We start from the raw sequence: 14,170 nt of genomic DNA, 5'->3' as shown, positions 1-14,170 counted from the left end.
TCCGCCAGATTCAAAGCAACAGGAGTTAGCCCCATGCTGGATTCATTCGCCACCCGCGACACCCTCAAGGTCAACGGCAGCTCGTACCAGATCGCCAGCCTCGCCAAGCTCGGCCAGCGTTTCGACCTCAAGCAACTTCCCTACTCGATGAAGATCCTGCTGGAGAACCTGTTGCGCCATGAGGACGGCGTCAATGTCACCTCGAAGGAAATCGAGGCAGTCGCCAAGTGGAACCCCAAGGCCGAGCCGGACACCGAGATCGCCTTCATGCCCGCCCGCGTGGTGTTGCAGGACTTCACTGGTGTGCCCTGCGTGGTCGACCTTGCCGCCATGCGCGATGCCGTGGTGAAACTCGGCGGCGATGCCAATCAGATCAACCCGCTGGCACCGGCCGAGCTGGTGATCGACCATTCCGTGCAGGTTGATGTGTTCGGCTCTGAGTCGGCGCTGGAGAAGAACGTCGAGATCGAGTTCGAGCGCAATCAGGAGCGCTACTCCTTCCTGCGCTGGGGCCAGAAGGCCTTCAACAACTTCAAAGTCGTACCGCCGCGCACCGGCATCGTCCATCAGGTGAACCTGGAGCATCTGGCTCGCGTGGTGTTCACTGCCGAGAAGGACGGTGAGCAGTGGGCTTACCCGGACACGGTGTTCGGTACCGACTCGCACACCACGATGATCAACGGCATTGGCGTGCTCGGCTGGGGCGTCGGTGGTATCGAGGCCGAAGCCGCGATGCTGGGCCAACCGTCATCGATGCTGATTCCGCAGGTGGTGGGCTTCAAGCTCACCGGCAAACTCTCTGAAGGTGTTACCGCCACCGACCTCGTGCTCACCGTCACCCAGATGCTGCGCAAGCTCGGGGTGGTGGGCAAGTTCGTCGAGTTCTTCGGCGATGGCCTCAAGCATTTGCCGCTGGCGGATCGCGCCACCATCGCCAATATGGCCCCGGAATACGGTGCAACCTGCGGCATCTTCCCGGTCGACCAGGAAGCACTGAACTACATGCACCTGTCGGGCCGCAGCGACGATCAGATCGAACTGGTCAAGGCCTATGCGCAAGCCCAAGGCTTGTGGCACGACGAGAACACCCCGCACGCGCAGTTCACCACCACGCTGGAGCTGAACCTCGCCGACGTGAAGCCCTCGCTGGCCGGCCCGAAGCGTCCGCAGGACCGCGTGTTGCTGGAAGGCGTGCAGAAGAGTTTCCACGATGCGGTAGGTCCGCTGACCGCCAACCGCAAGCCGCGCAATGAGGAAACCTCCAACTTCATCAGCGAGGGCGGCTCGACAGCCATCGGCAATCCAGCCAATGCCATTACGAATGGCGGTGTGCGCGTTGAACGCAACGGCGAGAGCTTCAAGCTCGGTGACGGCGCTGTCGTGATCGCCGCCATCACCTCCTGCACCAACACCTCGAATCCCGCCGTCATGCTTGGCGCTGGTTTGCTGGCCAAGAAAGCCGCGGCCAAGGGCCTGAAAGCACAGCCGTGGGTGAAGCCCTCGCTTGGCCCGGGTTCGCTGGTGGTCACCGACTATCTTGAAAAGACCGGTCTGCTGAAGGAGCTGGAAAAGGTTGGCTTTTACGTGGTGGGCTACGGCTGCACCACCTGTATCGGCAACTCCGGCCCGCTGCCGATCGAGATCAGCAAGGGTATTGCCGACGGCGACCTGGCCGTGGCGTCGGTGCTGTCGGGCAACCGCAACTTCGAAGGCCGCGTGCATCCGGAAGTGAAGATGAACTACCTGGCCTCGCCGCCGCTGGTAGTCGCTTACGCGCTCGCCGGTACGCTGGATATCGACCTGACCAAGGATCCGCTCGGCACCGGCAACGATGGCAAGCCGGTGTACCTCAAGGACATCTGGCCGAGCAACAAAGAAATCTCCGACACCATCGCCGGCGCGATCAATCCGGCTATGTTCGAGAAGAACTACGCCGACGTGTTCAAGGGCGACAGCCGCTGGAACAACATCGCCTCACCGGACGGCGCGCTGTTCAAGTGGGATGACTCCACCTACATCAAGAACCCGCCCTACTTCGACGGCATGAGCAAGGAAGCGGGCAGCATCGAAGACATCCACGGCGCGCGCGTACTCGGCCTGTTCGGCGACTCCATCACCACCGACCACATCTCGCCGGCGGGCTCGATCAAGAAGGACAGCCCGGCGGGCCGCTTCCTGATCAGCAAGGGCGTGGATCCGAAGGACTTCAACTCCTACGGCTCGCGTCGCGGCAACGACGACGTGATGGTGCGCGGCACCTTCGCCAACATCCGCATCAAGAACCTGATGCTCAATGGTGTTGAAGGCGGCTACACCTTGCACGTGCCGAGTGGCGAGCAGCTGGCGATCTACGACGCCGCCATGAAGTACAAGGCGGAGAAGACTCCGCTGGTGGTGCTGGCCGGCAAGGAATACGGCACGGGCTCCTCGCGCGACTGGGCGGCCAAGGGCACGCTGCTGCTGGGTGTGAAGGCGGTGATCGCGGAAAGCTTCGAGCGCATCCATCGCTCGAACCTGGTGGGTATGGGCGTGCTGCCTTGCCAGTTCCAGGACGGCCAGAACGCTCAATCGCTCGGCCTGACCGGCAAGGAGACGTTCGACATCACCGGCCTCAAGGGCGGCGAGTCGAAGGAAGCCAAAGTCGTCGCCACGGCTGCGGATGGCAGCAAGAAGGAGTTCACCGTGAAGGTGTTGCTGCTGACTCCGAAGGAGCGGGAGTTCTTCCGCCACGGCGGCATCCTGCAATACGTACTGCGTCAGCTGGCCAGCAAGAAGGCCGCCTGATCAGGACCTGCAAGACGAAAACGCCGCCTCAGGGCGGCGTTTTTTGTCAGCGCCGGATGCATCTTGTAGGAGCGCACCCTGTGCGCGGCAAGCGCGCAGGGGCATTGCTTCGTAGGGTTGTCGCGCACAGAGTGCGCTCCTACAGCTGCTGCGTCCACGTCGCCGTATAGCAATGCCAGTCACGCCCTTCCCTGCGCCAGGCCGTTTCGACCTTGAACACGCCCAGCTCAGCAGGAAACAGCTTGCCGCCGCTGCCGAGCGTCACCGTAAAGCGCGCTATGTAGCGGTCGCCGCGCGGCTCCATCTCCACCGGCCCCATCACGACATGCACGGTTTCGCCACGCAACTTCGCCAGACGCAGCAGATTGCCAAGATCCTTTCGCCCCATCGTGCCGCCATTGCCGTCGAAGTCGTCGGTCAACACGGCAGTGAGCGCGGATGCATCGACCTGCCCTGTACCCTGGGCAGCGGCATCGATGGCCTGACGGATGCGCTGCTCGTCAGGCACGCGATGGCAGCCGGAAAGCGCCAGCACAAAGCTGGCGAGAAACATCAGCAAAAGCAGGTTTTGCCTGATCCGGGGCATACGAAAACCTCGTTGCGGCGCGGCTTGCCGCTGTACGCGAGCGTATGCTCCAATGCCGCGTCACTATGATGCCTTATGCGCGCGCAAGCCGCGCGCTGGCAGTCGATACAGGAGCAGGGATCAAACATGAGCAACGAGCGTCCGTGGCTGGCCCACTATCCGGATGGCGTACCCGCGCAGATCGACATCAATGCCTACGCCTCCGTTGCCGCGGTACTGGAAGAAGCCTTTGAACGCTTTCGCGATCGCCCAAGTTTTTCCAACTTCGGCAAGCAGCTCAGCTATCGCCAGATCGATGAACTGAGTCGCCAGTTCGCCGGCTACCTCACGGGTGTACTGAAGCTCAGCAAGGGCGATCGCATCGCGATCATGATGCCCAACGTGCTCCAGTACCCCATCGCCCTGTTCGGCGCGCTGCGCGCCGGCATGGTGGTGGTCAACACCAATCCGATGTACACGGCGCGCGAACTCCAGCATCAGCTGGAAGATGCCGGTGCCAAGGCCATCGTGGTACTCGACAACTTCGCCGCGACACTGCAGCAGGTCGTGGACAAGACCGAGGTGAAGCACATCGTCACCACCGGCATTGGCGACATGCTGGGCTTCCCCAAGGGCGGGCTGATCAACTTCGTGCTCAAGCACGTCAAGAAGATGGTGCCGGCGTTCAACCTTCCGCATGCCGTGCGCTTCCGCGATGCATTGGCGCAAGGCGCCGCGCATCCGCTGCCGAAGGTGTCGCTGACGCACGACGACATCGCGTTCCTGCAATACACCGGTGGCACCACCGGCGTGGCCAAGGGCGCCATGCTCACCCACGGCAACATGATCGCGAACATGATGCAGGCCGGTGCGTGGATCGGCAGCAATGCCAAGCCCGGCGAGGAAGTCATCATCACCGCGCTGCCGCTGTATCACATCTTCTCGCTGACGGCGAACGGCCTGGTGTTCATGCGTCTGGGCGGATTGAACTGGCTGATCACCAACCCGCGCGACATGCCGGGCTTCGTGAAAGAGCTGAAGAAATCCAGGTTCACCGCGCTCACCGGCGTCAACACGCTGTTCAACGGCTTACTCAACACGCCGGGTTTCGCCGAAGTGGATTTCTCGCGCCTGCACCTGACCCTCGGCGGCGGCATGGCCGTGCAGCGTGCGGTCGCGGAGCGCTGGAAGAAAGTCACCGGCATTCCTCTTGCCGAAGCCTATGGCCTCACCGAAACCTCGCCGGCGGTATGCATCAATCCGCTGGATTTGAAGGATTACAACAGCTCCATCGGCCTGCCGGTGCCCTCGACGGATGTGGCGATCTGGTCCGAAGAAGGCCAGCTGCTGCCGGTGGGAGAAGTCGGCGAGCTGATGGTGCACGGCCCGCAGGTGATGAAGGGTTACTGGCAGCGTCCGGACGAGACCGCCAAGGTGCTCGGCGCCGATGGCTGGCTGCACACCGGCGACATCGCGCGGATGGACGAGAACGGCTACTTCTATATCGTGGACCGCAAGAAGGACATGATTCTGGTGTCCGGCTTCAACGTGTATCCGAACGAGGTCGAGGACATCGTGATGACTCATCCGGGCGTCGCCGAAGTGGCCGCGGTGGGTGTGCCGGATGAGCATTCGGGCGAAGTGGTGAAGCTGTTCGTGGTGCGCAAGGACCCGAATCTCACCGTCGAAGCCCTCAAGGAGTTCTGCCGCCAGAACCTCACCGGCTACAAGCGCCCCAAGGTGATCGAATTCCGCGACTCGCTGCCCAAGAGCAACGTAGGCAAGATCCTCCGCCGCGAGTTGCGCGACGAGAAGAAAGCGGCATCGACCAGCGCCTGAGAGAAAGCCCAGAAAAAAGGGCTCAGGAAAAAGAGCATTTATCCCTGAGCCTGTTCACCCCTCAGGGCAGCCCACTCCAGGGCAGTGAACAGGCTCGAGGCGCCACGGCCCGCGCCTTCGCGGGCACATGAGGCGGCCTCGTCGCGACGATTCACTCGTCGTGCCACATCTCCAGGATGTCAGCGTAGCCTCCCAGCAGGTTCCACAAGGGGACCTGCTTGTCCTCCGGAATACGTGTGTAGGCAAAACCGATGTGGCGGTCGGAGACGCGCGCCACCTGCGCTTCGAGATGGATATGCAGGTCATGGCCGAAGATCATGTCCAGCATCCAGCTCTGCCCCACTTCTCCCTGCCAGCCGAGCGGGCGCCGCAACAGGGCGCCAGTAGCCGAGATATCGACCAGCTCCGTCGGCTGCGACTGGCTGCCGCGACTCATGAGCACGGTGGTCTCGATCCGCATGCGCGCAGGGCGCAGTTGCTCGGGTTCCGAACTGCTCCTGGGTTTGCCGTCGGCTTTGGTCATGCCTTTCCTCCCATCGCACTGCGTCCGGCAGTGCCCACCCGCCTTGTCCCACGACCGCCATCGCGGCCACCCCCAAGGCCTTCAATCCTGCTTGCGCGTCCGCAGTATTCCTGCGCGCACCAGGCTACCCGTGCCGAAGCGTCGATTGATCCCGTCCTGCACCTGATCTGTCGCGGCGCCTTTCGCGCCAACGGCGAACATATCCTCCTGCGCTCGCTTGCCGAAACCGGACAGGCTCACACCGAGCAGGCGCAGGCGCGGTCTCGACTGCGTCTGCCACCAAAGATAAAGCAAGCGGCGTGCCACCTCATAAATCTCGCTGGCCGACGCACTCGGCGCCTGCAATGGCGCCTGGCGCGTATAGGTGACAAACGGCGGCTCGCGTAGTTTCACCGTCACCGTGGTGCCGCGCAGCTCGCGCGCCCTGGCGCGCGCCGCCACACGCTCGCATTGGCGCAGCAACCAGGATTCGGCCATCACCCGCTGATCGACATCGACGTCAAACGTGTGCTCCGCCCCGATCGATTGCTCGGCCTGCACCGGCTCGACCGCACGCTCGTCTTCTCCGCGCGCGAGTGCCTGCAGCATGGCGGCCTGACGTCCGAGCGCCTGCCTCAGACGCGCCGGGTCACATGCTGCCAATTCGCCGATGGTGCGCACGCCGATGCGATGAAGCGCCTGTTCCGTCACCTTGCCGACGGTCCACAACCGCCCTACCGGCAGTGGCGCCAGCCGCAGGGCGGCTTCGCTTGCCCTGATATGCAAAAAGCCGTCGGGCTTGGAGATCTCACTGGCCAGTTTGGCCAGGAGCTTGTTCGGCCCCATGCCGACCGAGGCGATCAGTCCGGTACGTTCATGGATGCTTTGCTTGATGCGGCGACCGATGTCCTCGACCGGGCCAAGCAAGCGCAGGCTGGCGCTGACATCCAGAAAGGCCTCGTCGAGCGATAGCCCCTCGACCTCGGGCGTCACTTCGTGAAACACATCGAAGACCTGCTCCGACAGTTCCTGGTAGCGCGCAGGGCGCGGCACCAGGTAAATCCCGTCGGGACACAGGCGCCGGGCTTGAACCGTAGGCATCGCCGAGCACACGCCGTAGCGGCGGGCTTCGTAGCTGCAGGTGGAGACCACCCCGCGCGGCCCCAGACCGCCTACGATCACCGCCTTGCCGCGCAGTTCCGGGCGATCGAGCTGCTCCACCGCCGCGTAGAAGGCGTCCATATCAACGTGAATGATTGAGCGTTCGGCGGCAGGCATGCTGCAGCATTTTGCCCGCAGCATGATGGACTGGATACTGGACGTCGCACTGGACTTGGCGTCTCCCAGCCGCTAATCTTCAACCTGCGTGGGTCAAAGGGTGTGCGCCTGCCGGTCAGGGCCGGCACAGCATAAGCACCCGCCCGATGCACTCAGCAGACCTCTTGGACAGCCCGTGACGCAGCTCTCACGCGTTTCGGCTTGCGTCTTTGCCGCGACCCGATCCGGATCAAAGCGCACATAAGGTCGCTCACGGCCAGCTTGATTGAAACCGCCATAGCGCGGCTTCGTCTTGGGGTACCGCGACGGTGGCGCCAACTGCGCCTCGGCTAGGCATCGTGCAATGAGTTTCACGGGTGTTCGCCAGTTGGCCACCATCCGAAGCGGGGACATTCCTGAGCGAATGCCGGTGGAACCCGAGGGTTCCGAACGTGTTGAACGCACTGCAAGCCGTTACGGCGGCCCAACGACATGTATTGATGAGCACTGAGCCAGTCGAGCCTCAGCCGGTCGCAGCACCGCAAGACGCTTTTGCGTCGGTACCGCAACAACAGGAAATGCCGCTGGCCATCGTGCGCGGCGAGCCGATGTTGCAGATGCCGCAAGACCTGTACATCCCCCCGGATGCGCTGGAAGTCATCCTGGAGGCGTTCGAAGGACCGCTGGATCTCCTGCTGTACCTGATCCGTCGGCAGAACCTGGACATTCTCGATATTCCGATTGCCGAGATCACCCGGCAGTACATGGAATACATCGACATGATGCGCGACGTGATGCGCCTGGAGCTGGCCGCCGAATACCTGCTGATGGCGGCGATCCTGGCGGAGATCAAATCGCGCCTGCTGCTGCCCCGGCCGCCTGCGGAAGAAGGCCTTGAGGAAGACCCCCGCGCCGAACTGGTGCGCAGGTTGCAGGAATACGAGCGCTTCAAGAGGGCGGCGGAAGATATCGAAGCCCTGCCCCGCATGGAGCGCGACACAGTGGCGGTGCACGCCGACACGGGCGAGCGCACCGTGATCAAGCTGCCGCCGCCGCTGGACCTGAAGGAGCTGTTGCTGGCTCTCAAGGATGTGATGCACCGGGCCGAACTGTTCGGGCATCACGCCATCAAGCGCGAGGCGCTCAGCGTGCGCCAGCGCATGGGCGAGCTGCTGAGCAAGCTTGACGACAGCAGCTTCCATCGCTTCGAGACGCTGTTCGACCCGACCGAAGGCCGGCTTGGCGTGGTGGTGACCTTCCTCGCCATGCTGGAACTGGCCAAGGAAATGCTGGTGGAAATCGTGCAGGAAGAGCCGCTGGCTCCGATCTACGTGAAGGCAAAAGTCTCGCACGCCGAAGAAATCATCGAAGAGGCCGCACCACAACGGGCCTCCGCCGCCGACTGAGTCGGTACCTGAAAGTATCCGCATCCGATCAAGGCCATGCAGATCGAGCAACTCAAAAACATTATCGAGGCGGCATTGCTCGCCGCCAGCCAGCCGATGAACGTGCAGCAGCTGGGCGACCTGTTCAACGAGGAAGACGAAGTCGACCGCGAACAGATCGCCAAGGCACTGGAAGCGCTGGCCGAGGATTGCACTGGCCGCGGCGTGGAGCTGCGCGAGGTCGCCTCCGGCTTCCGCTACCAGGTGCGCCAGGACGTGCACCCGTGGATTTCGCGGATGTGGACGGAAAAGCCCAGCCGCTACTCCCGCGCCTTGCTGGAGACACTTTCGCTGATCGCCTACCGTCAGCCGATCACGCGACCGGAGATCGAACAGATCCGCGGCGTGGTGGTGTCATCCAACATCGTCAAAACGCTGGAAGAGCGCGAATGGATCCGCGTGGTGGGCTACCGCGATGTGCCCGGCAAGCCAGCCCTGTTCGGCACCACCCGCGCCTTCCTTGACTACTTCAACCTGAAATCGCTGGACGAGCTGCCGCCACTGTCCGAAATCCGCGACATGGAAGACCCGCAGCTACGGCTGGACAATGACGACATCCCCGCCCGCGTCGTGAAGGATCTGCCGATCGATCCGGATGAAGTGGCGGAAGAAGCAACCGACACCGAGAGCACCGAAGCCCAGGCGGATACCGCCGGAGAAGGCGCCCACGAAGACACCGACGACGTCGAATTCCAGGTCGCCGGTCACGAACACCCTTCTGAACCCGGCCACGTCGACAACCATGTCGCCGGCGAGCCGATCACCGAACCCGCGCAACCGGCCGACGCCGACGTTGCCACTTCCGAACCCGACGCGGCGACGCCCGTCGAGCCCCCGACCGTCACTGCCGCCGAGGCAGCGAATCCGTCCGACGCCGAACACGGCGAAGGCACGCAAGATACCGAGGAGTACCGCGCATGAACGCGCCACAGAAATCCGTTTTGACCCTCAAGCGCGAACCGCGCAATGAAAACACCCCCGCACTCGAAGAGCGCCTGCACAAAGTGCTGGCCAACGCGGGCCTGGGCTCGCGCCGCATGCTCGAGCAGCGGATCCAGGCCGGCGACGTCGAAGTGAACGGCACGGCCGCCGGCATCGGCGCCAGCGTGCATGCCGGCGACCGCGTCGTGCTGGACGGCAAGCAGTTCGTGGTCGCTACCGACAATCGCGATGAAACCGAAGTGCTGGTCTATCACAAGCCCGAAGGCGTGGTGACCACCCGCGAAGATCCCGAAGGCCGTCCCACCGTGTTCGAACAGCTGCCGCGACTAAAAGGCGCGCGCTGGGTCGCCGTGGGCCGCCTCGACATCAACACCACCGGCCTGCTGCTGCTCACCACCGACGGCGAACTGGCCAACGCGCTGATGCATCCGCGCAGCGGACTCGAGCGCGAATACCTGTGCCGCGTGCATGGCGAAGTGCCCGATGAGCTCATCGAGAAACTGAAGGCCGGCGTGGAACTGGAAGACGGCCCTGCCCGCTTTGACGAAATCGCGGTGATCAGCCGCGGCGGCAGCCATAGCTGGTTCCGCGTCGTGATCCGCGAAGGCCGCAACCGCGAGGTGCGCCGTCTGTGGGATTCGCAGGGCTTCCTGGTCAGCCGCCTCAAGCGCATTCGCTACGGAAGCGTCGAGCTGCCGCGCGCGCTGCGCCGTGGCGACTGCGAAACGCTGGGCGAAGATGCCGTGAAGCAGTTGCGTCAGGTCAGCGGCCTCGGCGCGCCGCAGCCGGTGCTTACCCTGAGCCCCGTGCTGCATCAACGTCGCGCCACCCGCAACGTCACCGAATATCGCCCCGAGCGCGGCACCGGCACCGCATGGAGCAGCGCTCATCACGACGAAGCCCGCGAACTGCGCGCCTTTGATCGCATCCGCGAAGAACCTGCCCGCGGCAAGCAGCAGCGTCGCCGCCCCGGCAAGGAAGTGAACGGCAACGTGGCACGCCCCGAGCGTGCGCCGAGCGCCGGTCGCTACAAGGGCAAGCGCGGTGTGGCACCGGGGCAGGAACTGCCGTCCGTGCGCACCTGGTTCGCCGGCGAAAGCCGCGATGGCGGCGGTGCCAGTGGCGGTCGCAGCGGTGGCCGTGGCGGCTTCGGCGGCGGTAACGCTGCTGCAAGCGGCAATCGTCGCGGACCCGGCGGCGGTGGCGGCAAGCCGGCGGGCGCCCGTTCTGCCGAAGGCCGTAGCGGCAATCCGTATGGCGGTTTTGGTGGCGGCGGCAATCGCGGACCCGGCGGCGGTAATCGCCAAGGCCAGGGTCAGGGCCAAGGTCAAGGCGGCCGACCGCAAGGGCGTGGTGGCAATCGACCGCAGGGCGGCAGCGGTGGCAACCGGCCGCACGGCGGTGGCGGGCGTCCTCATGGTGGCGGTGGTGGCCGCAGCGGCGGCGGCAACCGTGGCGGCAATCGCTGAGCGTTGATGCGGCCCGATGACCCACGTCCGCATCTATCACAACAACCGCTGCTCCAAGTCGCGCGCCACCCTGGCACTGCTAGAGGAGCGCGGCTGCGAGTGCGAGGTCATCAACTACCTCGATACGCCGCCGAGCATGGATGAACTCACCGCGCTGCTCGATCAACTTGGCATGACGCCGCGCGAGCTGCTGCGCAAAAGCGAGCCGGAATACGCCGAACTAGGCCTGGACGATCCCACGCTGAGCGACACGGCATTGATTGCCGCGATGACTACCCATCCGCGCCTGATCGAACGCCCGATTGTCGTTGCGCACGGCAAAGCCGCACTGGGCCGTCCGCCGGAAGCGGTACTGGGCATTCTCTAGGAAGTACTGACGGGGTGAGGACACTCACCCCGATCCCTGCTCAAGTCAGTGCGAGCTCGCGCACGATCACCGTGGCATACGCACCGGCCGGCAACTCGAAAGCCAGCTCCAGCGCATCGTCTTCCAGCCAGCGCCATTTCAGATCCTTGGGAATCAGACGCAGCGGACGCCGCTCCTGATCCATGCGCGCTGCCGCGAGACCTTCGGCTAGGTCGTGGTTGGCAGCGGCGATCTCGTTTTCCAGCACGGCAGCATCGGCGCCGGCCGGCGTAGCGCCCTGCCCCCATAGCGGACCGGACGGATGAATGTCCGCGCGCGCCAGGCGATCCGCCAGCGCCGCATCGAACGGCTCCGGCCCGAACCACGAACGCGTACCCGCCAGCGACCAGATCTCGCCTTCCATCGGCGTATCCCACGCGTTGCGTTCGACGCGTGCGGCCAGCACTGCGTTGAAGATATGCGAACGCGCGGCTGACAGCAGGAAGGAACGCTTGTCGCGATCCATCCGCTTGCCGCCGAACATCGCACGCGCCTGCGCCACATTGCCACCTTCGCGACCGAAGCGCTGCTCGCCGAAATAGTTCGGCACGCCGCGATCCGCGATTTGCCGCAGCACCTGCTCGGCCGCCTCGCGATCGCCCTGCACCTGTCGCAGCACCAGCACAAAGCGATTGCCGCGCAAGGCGCCGCGCTTGAGCTTGCGCTTGTGGCGCGTCGCGGCCAGCACCTTCACCTCGGCATGCGGGAACGCCGACCAGTCGGGATCCGGCTTGCCGGCCAATTGCACCGAGAACGTCTGCCGGGTGACGGCATGACGATCCTTCAAACCGGCATAACCCACATTGAGGGGCGGTATCTCGGCAAAACGGGCCAACTCCTTCGCCACCCAATCGGTGTTGGCGCCGCGCTTCTCGACCCACAACAAGGCATGTTCGCCTTCGCCATCGGCGTCGTAACCAAGGATTTCTTCCACCTGAAAGTCTTCCGGCGTGCTGCGCAGCTGCGCCGTGAGCGGCGGATGGCCGTAGGCGTAAGGGAGTTCGCTCATGAATAGGGAAACCGAAAAAGGAGAAAACCGGAGGGCATTACATCAGGAACAGCGTGGCAAGCCCGAGAAAAATAAAGAAACCGCCGCTATCGGTCATGGCGGTGATCAACACGCTGGAACCCAGCGCGGGATCGCGACCGAAGCGTGTCATCAGCATAGGAATGCCAACCCCGCAAAAAGCGGCCAGCAACAGATTCAGCGTCATCGCCGCGGTCATCACCGCGCCCAGCGCGAGATTGCCATAAAGCAGCCAGGCCACCACGCCGATCACACTGCCCCATACCAAGCCGTTGACCAACGACACACCAAGCTCCTTGCGCCACAGGCGCTTGGCACTATCCGGCGTGATCTGATCCAGCGCCATCGCACGCACGATCATCGTGATGGTCTGGTTACCGGAATTGCCGCCGATGCCGGCAACGATCGGCATCAGCGCAGCCAGTGCGACCAATTGCTGGATAGAGCCCTCGAACAGGCCTATGACACGCGAAGCCACAAAGGCGGTGACCAGGTTGATCGCCAGCCAGGCCCAGCGATTGCGCAGCGACTTCCACACCGAGGCGAAAATGTCCTCCTCTTCGCGCAGACCGCCGCGACTCAGGGCCTCGCTTTCGCCTTCTTCGCGAATCACATCGACCATGGAGTCGATGGTGATGCGTCCGATCAAATGGCCGCTGTCGTCCACCACCGGCGCAGTCACCAGGTCGTAGCGCTCGAATGCCTGCGCCACCTCGTAAGCGTCATCGGCCGGATGGAACGTGTTGACGTCCGGCGCCATCACCTCGCTCACCATCTTCTCGGGCGAATTCACCAGCAGCCAGTGCAGCGGCAGTACGCCGGTGAGCAGGTTGTCGTGGTTCACCACGAACAGTTTGTCGGTCTGACCTGGCAACTCTTCAAAACGGCGCAGATAGCGCAGCACGGTCTCGAGACTCACATCCTCGCGGATCGTCACCATCTCGAAATCCATCAGCGCGCCCACCTGATCCTCCTTCCACGACAGCGCCGACTGCAGCTGTTCGCGCTGCTGCGCGTCGAGGCTGGCCATCAGTTCGGGGAGCACTTCGGTCGGGAGATCCTCGACCAGGTCAGCCAGCTCGTCCGCTTCCAGCGGCTCCACCGCAGCGAGGATTTCGCCCTGATCCATATCCGCGATCAGCGATTCGCGGACCGCATCCGAAACCTCGAGCAGGATTTCACCGTCGCGGTCGGCCTTCACCAACTGCCATGCGGTGAGGCGATCTTCCAGCGGCAGCGCTTCCAGGATGTAGGCAATATCCGCCGGGTGCAGGCCATCCAGTTGTCGCTGCAATTCAACCAGGTGCTGCCGATGCAGCAGGTTGTCCACCAGTTCCTGGTGCGGGCCGTGCTGGCTATGCGCGACCTGTTCGACCAGCTTGTGCCGCCGCAACAGATCGATGATCGCATCGAGTTGCTCGTGCAAGCGGTGAGCGGAGCTGCGGGCCTCCGCCTCGCTCATGCCAGGACCAGCAGCACGCAAGCCTGGGCGGCGATACCTTCGCCACGGCCCGTGAAGCCGAGCTTCTCCGTGGTGGTGGCCTTGACGCTGACGCGATCGACTTCGCAACTCAGTTCTTCGGCAATGCATTCGCGCATCGCTTGCGCATGCGGGCCGACCTTGGGCAATTCGCAGATCACGGTAATGTCGACATTGCCGATCGCGTAGCCCTGCTCGCGCATCAGGGTCGCGGCGTGACGCAGGAAGATCCGGCTTTCGGCATCGCGCCAGCGCTCCTGCGACGGCGGAAAATGACGACCGATATCGCCCAGTGCCAGCGCGCCGAAGATCGCATCACACAACGCATGGATCGCCACATCGCCATCTGAATGCGCCACCACGCCCTGGCTGTGCGGCACGCGCACGCCGCCCAGCATGATGTGGTCGCCATCGCCAAAAGCGTGTACGTCGAAACCCTGGCCGATCCGCATCA

At 63.8% G+C, this 14,170-nt stretch carries 12 protein-coding genes; 6 read left to right on the top strand and 6 right to left on the bottom strand.

The window, feature by feature from the left end; genetic code table 11:
- The first annotated feature begins 33 nt into the window (after positions 1 to 33).
- Complete coding sequence (gene acnA / locus ISS97_RS15720) at positions 34 to 2,784, top strand: aconitate hydratase AcnA (RefSeq protein WP_379983671.1); 2,751 nt, start codon at positions 34 to 36, stop codon at positions 2,782 to 2,784.
- A gap of 139 nt (positions 2,785 to 2,923) precedes the next feature.
- Here acnA and ISS97_RS15715 read toward each other — a convergent pair whose 3' ends face one another.
- Positions 2,924 to 3,370: a hypothetical protein gene (locus ISS97_RS15715; RefSeq protein ID WP_379983672.1), complete on the bottom strand. Its 447-nt coding sequence runs from the start codon at positions 3,368 to 3,370 to the stop codon at positions 2,924 to 2,926.
- A gap of 126 nt (positions 3,371 to 3,496) precedes the next feature.
- Between ISS97_RS15715 and ISS97_RS15710 the strand changes: the two genes are divergently transcribed.
- Entirely contained in the window at positions 3,497 to 5,188 is a 1,692-nt protein-coding gene (locus ISS97_RS15710; protein ID WP_379983673.1) for a long-chain-fatty-acid--CoA ligase, read from the top strand.
- Positions 5,189 to 5,339: 151 nt separating this feature from the next.
- On the opposite strand, the gene ISS97_RS15705 is transcribed toward ISS97_RS15710, so the two are convergent.
- Both ISS97_RS15705 and dinB read right to left on the bottom strand, forming a co-directional pair.
- Positions 5,340 to 5,711, bottom strand: coding sequence for a PilZ domain-containing protein (locus tag ISS97_RS15705; protein ID WP_379983674.1), 372 nt, complete (start codon positions 5,709 to 5,711; stop codon positions 5,340 to 5,342).
- An 81-nt stretch (positions 5,712 to 5,792) separates the two neighbouring features.
- The gene (gene dinB, locus ISS97_RS15700; protein ID WP_379983675.1) at positions 5,793 to 6,968 is read right to left on the bottom strand and encodes a DNA polymerase IV; all 1,176 of its coding nucleotides are present in this window, start codon (positions 6,966 to 6,968) and stop codon (positions 5,793 to 5,795) included.
- 479 nt (positions 6,969 to 7,447) lie between these two features.
- Between dinB and ISS97_RS15695 the strand changes: the two genes are divergently transcribed.
- The 4 genes from ISS97_RS15695 to arsC are packed head-to-tail and all read left to right on the top strand — an operon-like array spanning position 7,448 to position 11,170.
- Positions 7,448 to 8,353, top strand: coding sequence for a segregation and condensation protein A (locus ISS97_RS15695; protein ID WP_379983676.1), 906 nt, complete (start codon positions 7,448 to 7,450; stop codon positions 8,351 to 8,353).
- A 36-nt stretch (positions 8,354 to 8,389) separates the two neighbouring features.
- Entirely contained in the window at positions 8,390 to 9,313 is a 924-nt protein-coding gene (gene scpB, locus ISS97_RS15690) for an SMC-Scp complex subunit ScpB (protein WP_379983677.1), read from the top strand.
- Entirely contained in the window at positions 9,310 to 10,803 is a 1,494-nt protein-coding gene (locus ISS97_RS15685) for a pseudouridine synthase (protein WP_379983678.1), read from the top strand. The genes scpB and ISS97_RS15685 overlap by 4 nt, the downstream gene beginning before the upstream one ends.
- 16 nt (positions 10,804 to 10,819) lie before the next feature.
- Positions 10,820 to 11,170 carry an arsenate reductase (glutaredoxin) gene (arsC, locus tag ISS97_RS15680; protein ID WP_379983679.1) on the top strand — a complete coding sequence of 117 codons (351 nt, stop codon included), beginning with the start codon at positions 10,820 to 10,822 and terminating at the stop codon, positions 11,168 to 11,170.
- A 40-nt stretch (positions 11,171 to 11,210) separates the two neighbouring features.
- Here the strand turns inward: arsC and truD are convergent, their stop codons facing one another.
- The 3 genes from truD to ispF are packed head-to-tail and all read right to left on the bottom strand — an operon-like array spanning position 11,211 to position 14,168.
- The gene (gene truD / locus ISS97_RS15675; protein ID WP_379983680.1) at positions 11,211 to 12,218 is read right to left on the bottom strand and encodes a tRNA pseudouridine(13) synthase TruD; all 1,008 of its coding nucleotides are present in this window, start codon (positions 12,216 to 12,218) and stop codon (positions 11,211 to 11,213) included.
- Positions 12,219 to 12,255: 37 nt separating this feature from the next.
- Positions 12,256 to 13,698 (bottom strand): magnesium transporter, encoded by a 1,443-nt coding sequence (gene mgtE, locus ISS97_RS15670; RefSeq protein WP_379983681.1) that lies wholly within the window; start codon positions 13,696 to 13,698, stop codon positions 12,256 to 12,258.
- Positions 13,695 to 14,168: a 2-C-methyl-D-erythritol 2,4-cyclodiphosphate synthase gene (gene ispF / locus ISS97_RS15665; RefSeq protein WP_379983746.1), complete on the bottom strand. Its 474-nt coding sequence runs from the start codon at positions 14,166 to 14,168 to the stop codon at positions 13,695 to 13,697. Before ispF ends, mgtE begins: the two co-directional genes overlap by 4 nt.
- Positions 14,169 to 14,170 lie beyond the last annotated feature (2 nt).

The sequence above is a fragment of the Dyella koreensis genome (assembly GCF_044904565.1).
GTDB lineage: Bacteria > Pseudomonadota > Gammaproteobacteria > Xanthomonadales > Rhodanobacteraceae > Dyella_D > Dyella_D koreensis.
Note: the sequence above shows the minus strand (reverse complement) of the source record. Positions and strands in the feature narration are given on the sequence as shown.

Bases quoted from the DNA above. Each gene is read 5' to 3' on its own strand.
- ISS97_RS15695 (WP_379983676.1), top strand. From the start codon at position 7,448: ATGAGCACTGAGCCAGTCGAGCCTCAGCCGGTCGCAGCACCGCAAGAC.
- ISS97_RS15715 (WP_379983672.1), bottom strand. From the start codon at position 3,370: ATGCCCCGGATCAGGCAAAACCTGCTTTTGCTGATGTTTCTCGCCAGC.
- mgtE (WP_379983681.1), bottom strand. From the start codon at position 13,698: ATGAGCGAGGCGGAGGCCCGCAGCTCCGCTCACCGCTTGCACGAGCAA.
- ISS97_RS15685 (WP_379983678.1), top strand. From the start codon at position 9,310: ATGAACGCGCCACAGAAATCCGTTTTGACCCTCAAGCGCGAACCGCGC.
- acnA (WP_379983671.1), top strand. From the start codon at position 34: ATGCTGGATTCATTCGCCACCCGCGACACCCTCAAGGTCAACGGCAGC.
- ISS97_RS15710 (WP_379983673.1), top strand. From the start codon at position 3,497: ATGAGCAACGAGCGTCCGTGGCTGGCCCACTATCCGGATGGCGTACCC.
- arsC (WP_379983679.1), top strand. From the start codon at position 10,820: ATGACCCACGTCCGCATCTATCACAACAACCGCTGCTCCAAGTCGCGC.
- truD (WP_379983680.1), bottom strand. From the start codon at position 12,218: ATGAGCGAACTCCCTTACGCCTACGGCCATCCGCCGCTCACGGCGCAG.
- ispF (WP_379983746.1), bottom strand. From the start codon at position 14,168: ATGCGGATCGGCCAGGGTTTCGACGTACACGCTTTTGGCGATGGCGAC.
- dinB (WP_379983675.1), bottom strand. From the start codon at position 6,968: ATGCCTGCCGCCGAACGCTCAATCATTCACGTTGATATGGACGCCTTC.
- ISS97_RS15705 (WP_379983674.1), bottom strand. From the start codon at position 5,711: ATGACCAAAGCCGACGGCAAACCCAGGAGCAGTTCGGAACCCGAGCAA.
- scpB (WP_379983677.1), top strand. From the start codon at position 8,390: ATGCAGATCGAGCAACTCAAAAACATTATCGAGGCGGCATTGCTCGCC.